Origin of the sequence: Pseudidiomarina sp. PP-1MA, assembly GCF_041200125.1 — a bacterium.
In the GTDB taxonomy this organism is placed as follows: Bacteria; Pseudomonadota; Gammaproteobacteria; order Enterobacterales; family Alteromonadaceae; genus Pseudidiomarina; species Pseudidiomarina fusca.
Genome location: NZ_CP165718.1, coordinates 433093 through 445151, shown reverse-complemented (window position 1 = coordinate 445151; position 12059 = coordinate 433093). Strand labels below are relative to the sequence as shown.

Annotated in this window: 13 protein-coding genes; 5 read left to right on the top strand and 8 right to left on the bottom strand. The window is 50.1% G+C overall.

Annotation, left to right across the window (positions count from 1 at the left end; genetic code table 11):
- Positions 1-82: 82 nt before the first annotated feature.
- The 5 genes from folE2 (at position 83) to AB8S08_RS02045 (ending at position 5574) form a co-directional block, all read left to right on the top strand.
- On the top strand, positions 83-1021 hold the full coding sequence (folE2, locus tag AB8S08_RS02065) for a GTP cyclohydrolase FolE2 (protein ID WP_228759493.1): 939 nt from the start codon (positions 83-85) through the stop codon (positions 1019-1021).
- A gap of 94 nt (positions 1022-1115) precedes the next feature.
- The gene (locus AB8S08_RS02060) at positions 1116-2132 is read left to right on the top strand and encodes an adenosine kinase (RefSeq protein WP_369743284.1); all 1017 of its coding nucleotides are present in this window, start codon (positions 1116-1118) and stop codon (positions 2130-2132) included.
- Positions 2133-2182: 50 nt separating this feature from the next.
- Complete coding sequence (gene ahcY, locus AB8S08_RS02055) at positions 2183-3547, top strand: adenosylhomocysteinase (RefSeq protein WP_369743283.1); 1365 nt, start codon at positions 2183-2185, stop codon at positions 3545-3547.
- Between the two features lie 150 nt (positions 3548-3697).
- Positions 3698-4258 (top strand): GNAT family N-acetyltransferase, encoded by a 561-nt coding sequence (locus AB8S08_RS02050; protein WP_369743282.1) that lies wholly within the window; start codon positions 3698-3700, stop codon positions 4256-4258.
- Positions 4258-5574: an NAD(P)/FAD-dependent oxidoreductase gene (locus tag AB8S08_RS02045; protein ID WP_369743280.1), complete on the top strand. Its 1317-nt coding sequence runs from the start codon at positions 4258-4260 to the stop codon at positions 5572-5574. The genes AB8S08_RS02050 and AB8S08_RS02045 overlap by 1 nt, the downstream gene beginning before the upstream one ends.
- A 3-nt stretch (positions 5575-5577) precedes the next feature.
- On the opposite strand, the gene AB8S08_RS02040 is transcribed toward AB8S08_RS02045, so the two are convergent.
- The 8 genes from AB8S08_RS02040 to rplU form a co-directional block, all read right to left on the bottom strand.
- Positions 5578-6726, bottom strand: a complete 1149-nt coding sequence (locus AB8S08_RS02040; RefSeq protein ID WP_369743279.1) for an ABC transporter permease — start codon at positions 6724-6726, stop codon at positions 5578-5580.
- Positions 6723-7457 (bottom strand): ATP-binding cassette domain-containing protein, encoded by a 735-nt coding sequence (locus AB8S08_RS02035; RefSeq protein WP_110076696.1) that lies wholly within the window; start codon positions 7455-7457, stop codon positions 6723-6725. Before AB8S08_RS02035 ends, AB8S08_RS02040 begins: the two co-directional genes overlap by 4 nt.
- A gap of 9 nt (positions 7458-7466) precedes the next feature.
- Positions 7467-8954 carry an alpha/beta hydrolase gene (locus AB8S08_RS02030; protein WP_369743277.1) on the bottom strand — a complete coding sequence of 496 codons (1488 nt, stop codon included), beginning with the start codon at positions 8952-8954 and terminating at the stop codon, positions 7467-7469.
- A 119-nt stretch (positions 8955-9073) separates the two neighbouring features.
- Positions 9074-9523: a DUF3718 domain-containing protein gene (locus tag AB8S08_RS02025; protein ID WP_369743276.1), complete on the bottom strand. Its 450-nt coding sequence runs from the start codon at positions 9521-9523 to the stop codon at positions 9074-9076.
- Between the two features lie 172 nt (positions 9524-9695).
- Positions 9696-10196 (bottom strand): type 3 dihydrofolate reductase, encoded by a 501-nt coding sequence (gene folA, locus AB8S08_RS02020; RefSeq protein WP_313932972.1) that lies wholly within the window; start codon positions 10194-10196, stop codon positions 9696-9698.
- Positions 10197-10208: 12 nt separating this feature from the next.
- A complete protein-coding gene (gene cgtA / locus AB8S08_RS02015; RefSeq protein WP_313932971.1) occupies positions 10209-11387 on the bottom strand; it encodes an Obg family GTPase CgtA in 1179 nt (392 codons plus the stop codon).
- An 83-nt stretch (positions 11388-11470) separates the two neighbouring features.
- Positions 11471-11728, bottom strand: coding sequence for a 50S ribosomal protein L27 (gene rpmA, locus AB8S08_RS02010; RefSeq protein ID WP_055439238.1), 258 nt, complete (start codon positions 11726-11728; stop codon positions 11471-11473).
- 17 nt (positions 11729-11745) lie between these two features.
- Positions 11746-12057 (bottom strand): 50S ribosomal protein L21, encoded by a 312-nt coding sequence (gene rplU, locus AB8S08_RS02005; protein WP_055439239.1) that lies wholly within the window; start codon positions 12055-12057, stop codon positions 11746-11748.
- Positions 12058-12059: the final 2 nt, after the last annotated feature.

Here is a 12059-nt window from a genome sequence, read left to right as displayed (position 1 = left end):
TACCGTAATCAGCTTGAATCTAGTATAATACCGACCCTTTTTGGGTACATCAGCTAATTTGTAACGTTTGGAGCCGTACAGCATGCCAACAGCAACCCCTACTATGATGCCAGATATCGCCAATCAAACCCGCGCGCAAACCGAGGGTAAGCTTGATTGGGTTGGCATGAGCAACATCGAGATGCCGCTGGTAGTCGGTGCCGCCAACGAGCCAGAGCGCCCCGTCAGCGCTCGCGTTGATGCCTTTGTGAATCTGACCGATCCGAAAGCGAAAGGCATTCACATGTCTCGTTTATACCTGTTACTGGAAGATTTATCCAATAACGATGTATTAAGCCATCAATCGTTGCGCACATTATTGCACGATTTTATTGATAGTCACGAAGGTTTGGCCGATCAAGCCTATGTAAAATTTAGTTTTGACTATCATTTACGCCGCAAGTCGTTGATCAGCAAAAAGCAAGGTTGGAAAGCCTATCCTGTGACTGTAGTTGGTCGCTACGATAATGGCAACCTGCAGCTTGAGCTTAGCGTTGAAGTGCCCTACTCGTCTACCTGCCCATGTTCGGCAGCGTTGGCGCGGCAATTAATTCAAGAAGCTTTTGCCGAGCAGTTCGGCACCGAGCAAGAGGTTGATGCCGAGTTAGTACATCGCTGGTTAGGCACCACCCAAGGTATCGTGGCAACCCCACATAGCCAGCGCTCAATCGCCCAAGTGAAAGTAGCTTTAGCGGAGCAAGCCAACGAGTTACCGATTATCATGTTGATTGATGCCATTGAAGATGCCTTGAAAACTCCGGTTCAAGCAGCGGTTAAACGCGAAGATGAGCAAGAGTTTGCCCGCCTCAATGGCCAAAACTTGATGTTCTGTGAAGATGCCGCACGGCGCTTACAACATGAGTTGCATCAGCACGCTGGGTTTGCCGACTTCTGGATTCGGGTAAACCACTACGAATCATTGCATGCGCATGATGCGGTAAGTATTACCACCAAAGGTATCCCAGGCGGCTTTAAAGCTTAAGCCAAAATATCGACCTACCAATCCGGCTGCGGTATACTGTGCGGCCGGATTTTTTTGTTTTAGAACCTTACATGACTGCCCGATTGAGGACAAGATGGAACCTATTGATATCGTTGGTATCGGCAACGCGCTCGTCGATCAAGAATTTGAAGTAACCGATGAGTTTTTGCAGCAGCATCAGATCGAAAAAGGCATGATGACGCTGATTGAAGACGCCGACCAAGAACGTTTAATCGCTGAACTAGCTAACCGCGGCGAATTAAAGAAACAATCGGGTGGTGGCTCTGCTGCTAACTCTTTAGTGGGCTTTGCCCAATTTGGTGGCAAAGCCTTTTATTGCTGCAAAGTAGCCGACGACGAAGCCGGTAAGTTCTATTGCGAAGACCTAGAAGCCGTAGGCATCACCACTAACACCGGCAGCCAGAAGCACGAAGGCAAAACCGGTCGTTGTTTAGTGATGGTCACGCCTGATGCCGAGCGCACCATGCGTACCTATCTAGGTATCACTGCCGACTTATCCGTAGCTGAATTAGACGAAGCGGCCATTGCCCGTGCCGAGTACCTTTATATTGAAGGTTATTTGGTGACGTCGCCGATTGCTCTAGAAGCCATTGCCCGGGCGAAAGAAATCGCGCGCGCTAACGGTACCAAGATTGCCATGACCTGCTCCGATCCTGCCATGGTGAAATACTTTGGTGACGGCATCGAAGCCATTCTTGATGGTGGCGTAGACGTGATGTTCTGCAATCAAGAAGAAGCACGGATCCTAACTGGTACTGATGACGTACAAGAAGCCATGCAGCTATTGCAGCAGCGCGCTCATTTAGTGGCTATTACCTTAGGTAAAGACGGTGCCCTACTCGGCGACGGTACCCGCCAAGTGGCGGTGCCTGGCGTGAAGGTTAAAGCAGTCGACACCAACGGTGCTGGCGACATGTTTGCCGGCGCTATGATGTACGGCATCACCCGCGGCTATAGCCTAGCCGCTTGCGGACTATTGGCAAGCCATGCCGCAGCTGAGGTCGTTTCTAATTTTGGCCCACGCCTGAGCCCCGATCGCCAGCAACAGCTGCTGATCCGATTACAGCATCAACCTGAATTCGCAGGCTAATATCTAATATCTATTAGCCAACATCGCTTTTGAATTTGAAGAGGTTTTACATGCAAGATTACAAAGTAGCAGATATTAATTTGGCCGCTTGGGGCCGCAAAGAAATTGCCATTGCTGAGACAGAGATGCCAGCTTTGATGACCATTCGTCGCAAATACGCGGATAGCAAGCCACTGGCTGGTGCGCGTATTATTGGTTGTATCCATATGACCATTCAAACGGCGGTGTTGATTGAGACCCTGATTGAATTAGGCGCACAAGTGCGCTGGTCGTCGTGCAATATCTTTTCTACCCAAGACCACGCTGCGGCAGCTATGGCGGCAGCTGGGGTGCCAGTATTTGCATGGAAAGGCGAAACCGAAGAAGAATACGAGTGGTGTTTAGAGCAAACTTGCCACGAGAACGGTGAGCTGTGGGATGCCAACATGATCCTTGATGACGGCGGCGATTTAACCTTGCTGATCCATCAAAAATACCCACAAATGCTAGACAAGATTCATGGTATTACCGAAGAAACCACTACCGGTGTGCATCGCTTGTTAGAAATGTTGAAGCATGGTGAGCTGAAAGTACCTGCGATTAACGTGAACGACTCTGTCACTAAGTCTAAAAACGATAACAAATACGGCTGCCGCCATTCTTTAAATGATGCCATTAAGCGCGCTACTGATCACTTGTTGGCCGGTAAAAAAGCGTTAGTTATTGGCTATGGCGATGTGGGTAAAGGTTCTGCCGCAAGCCTCCGTCAAGAAGGCATGATTGTTAAAGTAACTGAAGTGGATCCGATTTGTGCGATGCAAGCCTGTATGGATGGCTACGAAGTAGTATCACCTTACCTGAACGGTGTTAACACTGGCAGCGCTGATGGCATTAACCGCGATTTGTTACAAAACACCGATTTGCTAGTCACCACCACGGGTAACGTGAATGTGTGCGACAAGCACATGTTAGCGGCGCTTAAATCAACTGCTGTGGTCTGTAACATTGGTCACTTTGATAATGAAATTGATACCAAGTTTATGCGTGACAACTGGCGCTGGGAAGAAGTGAAACCACAGGTTCACAAAATCTATCGTAGCGATGATGCTAGTGACCACTTACTCTTGTTGTCTGAGGGACGATTGGTGAACTTAGGCAATGCCACTGGTCACCCAAGCCGAATCATGGATGGTAGCTTTGCTAACCAAGTATTGGCGCAAATGCATTTGTTTAGCGAGAAGTTTGCTGACTTGCCTGCTGCCGATAAAGCGGCACAATTGCGAGTAGAAGTGTTGCCTAAACAGTTAGATGAAGAAGTAGCGCGTTATATGGTGCAGGGTTTTGGTGGGGTTATGACTAAACTTACCCAGCAGCAAGCAGACTACATTCATGTGACGGTTGACGGGCCATTTAAATCTGACGATTACCGTTACTAAGCAAGCGAAAGCTGATTCGTTGAAGGCTGCCGTTCAGGTTCTGGACGGCAGCCTTTTTTTATCGAGCGATTGGGCGTAGGTAAAAAAACAATGATAAACTAGCGCGCTAAACTGCAGTTTACATTTACTTGCTTAGCAAGGTAGCTATTTATGGTTTCATATAAACAACTTACCGCGGCTGATTTCGACGCCGTGATAGAACTTGGCAACAAGGTTCATGGTGATAATTATCTTACCGATGAATCATTGGCTGATTATGCCGAGCGTGGCATCAAAGATGGGGTTAACCTCAATTGGTTGGCGTTTGTGGATGGCCAATTAGCGGGCATCCGATTGACCTTTGCGCCGGGTAACTGGGAGTTAGATGACCACTGTACACCGGCAGAATGGCCGGTAGCCCCCGAGCAGATGTGCTACTTTAAATGCGTGGCGGTGGATCCTGATATTCGCGGCGCTGGTATCGGTCGCGGCATGCTAGAGCGCAGCATTAACGAAGCGAAGAAGCTTGGCTGTCGTGCCGGCTTAGCGCACATTTGGATGCAAAGCCCAGATAACGCTGCCTTTGAATACTTTACTCGTTGCGGCGGTGAGCTTATCGAAGAGCATGGTAAGCGTTGGTACGATTTATCCGTCAACGATGGTTATCATTGTCCGGTGTGTGACGGTATTTGTTACTGTAGCGCCGGCGAGATGATCTTGAGATTTAAATAATGATGTACGACCCGCTTCATGATTCGTGTCCGGGTCCGCAGCAACCCCCTGCGCCAAGCTATTGGCAAGATCACAGTCACACCAGTTGGCCCGCAACCGCGGGTCCGTTACCAAACTACGCTGATGTGGTGATTATCGGTGGCGGTTACACCGGGCTCAATGCCGCGCTAGAATTAGCTGAGCGCTATCAGCAGCAGGTGGTGGTGTTAGAAGCCAACCAACTGGGCTGGGGGTGCTCTAGCCGTAATGCCGGCTTTGCCATGCCAGGTACCGGCCGCTTAGGTTATGCGGCGTGGGCACAACGCTTTGGCGAAACCACCGCACGTGGCATTCAAGCTGAATATCAGCAGGCCTTTGCCCGGCTCGCTCGGCATCAAGCAGCCTGCCCCGAGCAGTTACAGACACAACCGGGTGGCTACCTCAAAATTGCCCATACGGCTAAAGCCGTAGCTACGCTGCAACAGCAATATCAACAGCTACAACGGTTTGAACCCGCCACGCGCTGGCTCAACCAGACACAGTTGCAAGATGAAATAAACAGCCCCCATGCTCATGCTGCTATCCATTTTCCGCAAAGTTTTGGCTTAAACCCGCTATTACTCGCTGCTAGCGTTGCTCGTCAGGCCGACCAGGCCGGCGCCCAACTATACAGCCATACTCCGGTGCAACACTGGCATACCGATCCGCAGCAACAGCATCATCTTAGTACCCCAGCGGGCACCATTCGCTGCGCCAAAGTGATTATTGCTAGCAATGGCTACAGCGCCCAGAACTTACATCCAAGTGTTCAGGGGCGCACCCTGCCGGTGTTATCGAGTGTGGTGGTGACGCGGCCGCTAACCCCAACTGAGCTAGCCACCATCAAACTGACGAGTCAACGCTTGGTAATGGATACCCGAGCGCTGAAATATTATTTTAGATTGCTGCCAGATCAGCGTCTCTTGTTTGGCGGACGTGGTGCCATTACCGGCAAAGATGCGGATAAACCACGCTATCGTGAGCACTTACTAGCCGCCTTGGCCGATACCTTCAGTTGTTTGCGTGGTATTCAAGCCGAGTACTTTTGGAGTGGCTGGGTGAGTGTGGCCTTGGATGACTACCCGCGGATTTACTCACCAAGCCCGGGAGTTTTTACTAGCATGGGTTACTGTGGGGCGGGCGTGACTTTTACTCAGTTAGCGGGGCAACGGGTAGCTCAGCTGGCCATGGGCGCTGAGCTACCGGCACTGCCGTTTTATCAGTCGGCGTTACCGCGCTTTCCATTCGCGCGGTTTCGCCGCCTCGGCCAACGCCTTTATTACTATGCTCATCGTTAGTTGTTAAAGCCCGAACACGACTTTTTCGCTGGCCAGCATCTTACCAATCAAGCGCATCAACACCCAAGATACCACCAGTGTCGCTAAGGCACTTAAACCCAGCGGCAGCCATTGTAATGACTCACCTTTGATTAAATCTAACAGGGCTTGATGCTGTCCGGTAACGGGTAGGTAGTAAAGTGCTGGGCTTTTCAAGCGCGCAAACTCTACCCCAAACACGGCAATCATCGGCACCATCAATAGTAGCGAGATGTAGGTTTGGGCCTCTTTGAAGCTCTTGGCGCGGAAACTCACAAACAATTGCAGTGCCGTAGCCAGTAATGCTAAGGGGGCTAACAGGGCAATGATGAGCAGTAGATCAGCGGCCGACAAGGACACACTCATGCCGATTTCGTGGAGCGGCAAAAATTGAAACACTAAAGGCGTTAACAACACGCACAACACGCCCCCGAACATCGCAAAGCAACTAGCTGCCAGCGCTTTGCCGTACACCAATTGGTGACTACTTAACGGCTGCGCTAGCAGTAGTTCCAGGGAATTGCGCTCGCGTTCGCCAGCACTGATATCTATCGCTACGTTCATGCCGGAGAAGAACACTGACATCAAGAAGAAAATCAGCACACTCCCCATCAACAATGCTGCACGCGAGCCTTGAGTAGCAGTGTCATGCTTTATTAAAGTAATCGGATTAGCGACATTTGGATCAATTCCGCGCATTTGTAATCGCATAAAAGCAATTTGGTTGCCGTAAGCCGAGATGGCTTTTTCCAGACGACGCAAATCTGTGGTCTGCTTCTGCGCACTGAAATCCGCGGTAATGATCACTTCAACGGGGATACCTTTGCCGATTTGCTCGCCCCAGTTGGCGGGAATCTCCAGCTCAATAGGAGTAGTACCGGCAGGCCAAGGTTTGTCGCGTTGGACGATACCCTGTTGATTCAGGTGTTCGACCAGCGCCGGTGCGTGATCCGTGCCACTGATATCAATTTCGACATCACTGGGGTCGGTTAATTGGCTGATAAGAAAGTAAAAGGCCACGGCCATGAACAGCGGACCAAAAAAGGCATAAGACATCGCCGCCATCACCGAGCGTTTATCACGCAGGGCATCTTTCAGTTCTTTACGCCATACAGTTGCAATGGGGTTGCTCATGCCGCAATGCCCTCGTCAGTTCCGATAATTTTAACAAAGGCTTCTTCTAAAGCCGTTTCGCCCGTGAGTTCGCATAATTGCTCGGTGGTACCTTGTGCTGCTACTTTACCGGCAGCTATCACCACCACTTGGTCGCACAGTGCGGCGACTTCTTGCATTACATGGCTAGAGAACAGGATACTGGTGCCTTGGGCTCTTAAATCACGTAGCAGATCACGCAAAATACGTGTGCTCATAACATCTAAGCCGCGGCTTGGTTCGTCTAAAATCAGGTGCTTGGGCTGATGCACAATAGCCTGTGCCAGCGCGACTTTCATTCGCTGACCCTGCGAAAAGCCTTGGGCTTTACGGTCGGCGATGGCGCTCATATCTAAGCGGTCAATCGCGGTTTGGGTTGCTTGTTCAAGCTGGCCACCACTAAACCCGTGCAAGGCTGCGAAATAAGCGATTTGCTCGCGCGCGGTGAGCCGCTCATAGAGCCCGAATTTATCCGGGAAGATGCCAATATTGCGACGCGCTTCAAGGGGTTGCTTACTGGTATCTATGCCATCAATAAGGGCATGTCCGCTATCGGCCTTAAGCAAGCCATATATCGTACGCAAACAGGTGGTTTTGCCGGCGCCATTAGGGCCAAGCAAGCCGGTGATTTGCCCTTCTGGGGCCACAAAGCTTAAGCCATTGAGGGCATTCACCTTACCGAAGCTTTTCCGTAGTTCAGATACTTCAATCATGCTAGCCCCCTATAAGCCTTTGCCGTTGCTGTTTAAAATAAAAGGTACGGCCTTTTTAGTTTCAATACAGCTGGTGTCTAACGCGGCTGGGTCTGCAGTTTCCAAGAACTTGGCCACCAATTGGTTAGCACAGGTGTGGCTAACAATAGTGTGTGAACCATGCTCAGCAATCACGTGACGGCTGTTGGTTAAGGTCTGCGCCGCTAAGGCACCCCAGGTAGGTGGCGTGACCGGATCTAAGCGGCCAGACAACAGCAACGTTGGAATATCACTTGCGACTGGGGCGAACCATTCGCTCGGCCGCTCGGCCTGTGGCCAAACGGAACACATTTGTACAAAAGCATCGCCGGTGCGGCTACCGATAAAATCATTATCGCCGTCGGCAGCAAGCAGCTCTGGGGTTGCGCGGGCAAGATCTTCGCTACAAAGCACCGACAGCATCAGGCCCATGTAAATTTCTGCCTGGGCAGTAGTGGTGCCTAACAAGCCCACTAACGGGGTGTAATTAGCTTTGGCGGTTTGATCAATCACGTACGGCAACATTTGGCGGGTGGTGGGATGATACAAACCCACCCGCATGACGCTACTAAAACGCCCGGCGGTGACCATGATCTCTAACGGCTCATTAGTGAGCGGGTCTTTAATGCTAATCAGTTGCGGCTGTTGCTCTAGCTGCTTTAACACCTGCACGTAAGTATCGCCCAAGTTAGGGAAGGTATCCGCACAGGCACTACTCGCACTGCATTGCTCTAATAATTTATTGAAGGCATCAGCGCCATGACGACCAAAGGGGCCAACTACAACTTCAGGTGGTGCCACCGCATCTAACACTGCGGTACGGACAGATTGCGGAAATTCACGCAGGTAGATTAAGCCGGCGCGGCTACCGTAAGAGCCGCCATAGAGGTTAACTTGTTGATAACCCAAATGTTGGCGTACTTGCTCAAAATCTTTAATCGCATGCAAGCTGTGGAACTGAGTAAGATCGTATTGCTCAAACTGCGCCAAACACTCACGCGCCATCTCATCTAGTTTTACATCATCATCGGTTTTTACCAATTCTTGCTCGTGACTCAGGCTACAGCTCAGTGGCTCGGATTGACCGGTACCGCGCTGGTCGATAAGCAAAATATCGCGACGTTTGCGCACCTCAGCGAAGATGCGATTAATCATGGGCGCCAACTCAACCGCTGCTTGGCCGGGACCACCAGCTAAAATCAATAAGGGGTCGGGACGTTTACTTTCGCTGACGGCTGGTAACACTGCGTAATTAATGGTCAGTTGTTTAGCGTCTGGCGCCGCATAATCTTGCGGTACCGATAAACTTCCGCATTGTACCTGCTCGCTGATCCCTTTGAGGTAGCAGCCGGTTAATTTGCTGGTGGGAGTGCTGCTAGTAGCAGCTGTACTGTCGGCTTCAGGTGCGGTTTGTGCAACGGCGGGCAACAGCAAACTCATCAATAAGCTAGACGCCACTGCTAGTTTGGTCAGCAGCATGGTGGACATTCCGTTCGTTCTCATAGGTTGTTATCCGATTGTAACAAGTTGCCTAAGTGTAACGAGAAGCACAGAGTCTGGGAAGCGTTAAACTGTAAATGATTATTTAAGCTGGATGGTTATTCTTGGGAGTAGTCAGCGATGCGCTGCCGTAACAGTTCAATGACATTACCGTTAGCCAAACTGCTGGTAGGTTTTTCTACACTGCTGCTATGTTGCCGCACCCAATCGACATCGCCATTGGCGGCTAAATCACGTGGGCTTATGCTTAACACCAAAAGGCGGCCGATGTCATCGGCACGATGTTCGATTGCGAATTGGATCATGGTGCTATGGTTGCAACGCACGTCACTATAGATATCGCGGATACGTAGACGGTAGTCTCGCAGCTTGTCGCGAAAACCTATGCTATCGTTGGCGCGCACATAACTGCATAGGCTAAGAACGAGGTTTTCGTCGTAAGGTTGCAACAGCGGTTTGGCCTGCGCCGGGCGCACAGCCACAAGTGTCGTTAGCACCACGGCTAACATGACTGTCACTTGAACTGCATAATAACTAGAACGCTGCACCGCAACCCTACCCTTCACATCTTCAGCTAAACTTTTCGCTGATTTTAGCTATCAACTGTTTCAATCATATTACTGAGCGTGGCTAGGGCTTGCAACGGAATAAAATGTTAACTAATACGGAGGTCTTTACAGAATAATTACACTTTAAAGGCGCTGCGTTCCGATCTCGCCGTTAACTCTTGCGTAGGTAAACTTCTGTTACAAATGCGTGCGGGTTACTGGCATCGGCGGGGTGTTCAACGGCTTCGATGAGGTCCCAATCTGCCACGGCTTGGTAATCAGGAAAATAGGTATCGCCGGCGGTGTCTAAATCGATTTTGGTGAGGTAGAGTTTGTCGGCACGAGGTAAAAACTCAGCATACACATGGCCGCCGCCGATAACCATCAGCTCATCGGCATGGCCGGCAGCTTGCACCGCATAATGCGGGCTGTTCACCCAAATCACGCCTAGTTCATCGGTATGAGGCTGCTGATGCTTACGGCTTAAAACAATGTTGGTGCGCCCGGGTAATGGGCGCCCAATAGATTCATAGGTGGTACGGCCCATCACCACCGGCTTGCCCAAGGTTACTTGCTTAAAGTGTTTCAGCTCAGCTGGCAAATGCCATGGCATATCGCCATCTTTACCGATCACACGATTGGCTGCCATCGCAGCAACAAGAGCAATTAACATGGGCTTTCCATCCTATTTCTGGTAAACGACCTCGACATCATAATCATCGTCGTCAAAATCGTCATCATCGTCTTCGTCATCGTAGTCATCTTCATAAGCTTCTAATTGCTGCTTATGATAGTCATCCCACTTAAACTCGACGTTAGCTTTAGCCTCGGCTTCCATTTCTTCTGGAGTTGGCTTAGGCAGTGCCTCTAAGTAATTGACGATCTCTTTACACAGAGCGTCCGTGTTCACATGAGCTAAGCCGGAGATCTGATAAACTGGGCCGTCCCATTGCAAAGCTTCCTTCACTCGAGCAATGCCTTCAGCTATTTCTTCTTCAGACAGCAAGTCTACTTTGTTCACCACCAACCAACGCGGTTTAGCAGCCAACTCAGGGCTGTATTTCTCTAACTCTTGCACGATCGTTACTGCTTGCTCAGCTGGATCTGTCTCATCATAGGGAGCCAAATCAACAAGATGTAATAACAAACGGCAGCGTTCAAGATGCTTTAAGAAACGAATACCTAAGCCAGCGCCTTCAGCAGCACCTTCGATCAAGCCTGGAATGTCTGCGATCACAAAGCTCGCATGTGGTACCGGACGTACCACGCCTAAGTTAGGCACCAAGGTGGTAAACGGATAATCCGCTACTTTAGGTTTCGCTGCTGACACCGAACGAATAAAGGTAGATTTGCCAGCATTTGGCATGCCCAGCAAACCAACGTCAGCCAACAGCATTAATTCTAACTTGAGGTTACGAATTTCACCCGGCGTACCCATGGTTTTTTGCCGTGGGGCGCGGTTGGTTGAGCTCTTAAAACGAGCGTTACCAAGACCGTGAAAGCCGCCCTTGGCGACCATTCTACGTAACCCATGGCGAGTTAAATCGCCCAGCACTTCACCGGTTTCGATATCAGTAGCGCGGGTACCCACAGGCACCTTCAGCACCAAATCTTCACCACGCTTACCGGTACAGTTTTTGCCTGAACCGTTTTCACCGCGCTGAGCCCGATGAAAGCGCTCAAACTGATAATCAATTAAGGTATTGATATTTTCATCAGCTTCTAGATAAACGTCACCGCCATCGCCGCCATCACCCCCATCAGGTCCCCCTTTTGGGATGTATTTTTCACGGCGAAAGCCTACCACGCCGTTACCGCCGTCGCCTGCTTCTACGCGAATTTGAACTTCATCTACAAACTTCATGATTACCTACCTGCTTACATGAAAAAACCCCGCCACATCGGACGGGGTTTCTTATTTCTTTCGCGAGCTCGTTTAAACTGAAATTATTCAGTAACGATGCTTACGTATTTGCGGTTTTTAGGACCTTTTTCCGCAAAAGAAACTTTGCCGTCCGCTAACGCGAACAAAGTATGGTCACGACCGATACCTACGTTGTCACCAGCGTGGAACTTAGTACCACGTTGACGAACGATGATGCTGCCAGCTAATACTGATTCACCACCAAAGCGTTTCACACCCAGACGTTTACTTTCTGAGTCACGACCGTTACGAGTTGAGCCTGCGGCTTTCTTGTGTGCCATTTGTCGTTACTCCTTAATTAACCGTTAATACCAGTGATTTTCACTTCGGTGAACCACTGACGATGACCTTGGCGTTTCATGTGGTGCTTACGACGACGGAACTTGATAATGTTCACTTTGTCTGCACGACCATGATTGATAACTTCCGCCTTGATAGATCCACCAGAAACAAAAGGTGCGCCGATTTTAACGTCGTCACCGTTCGATAGCATTAATACTTGATCGAACTCAACCACATCACCGGTGGCTGCTTCCAGCTTTTCCAGGCGGACGATTTGGCCTTCAGTTACACGGTGTTGCTTACCGCCACTTTGGAATACTGCGTACATAG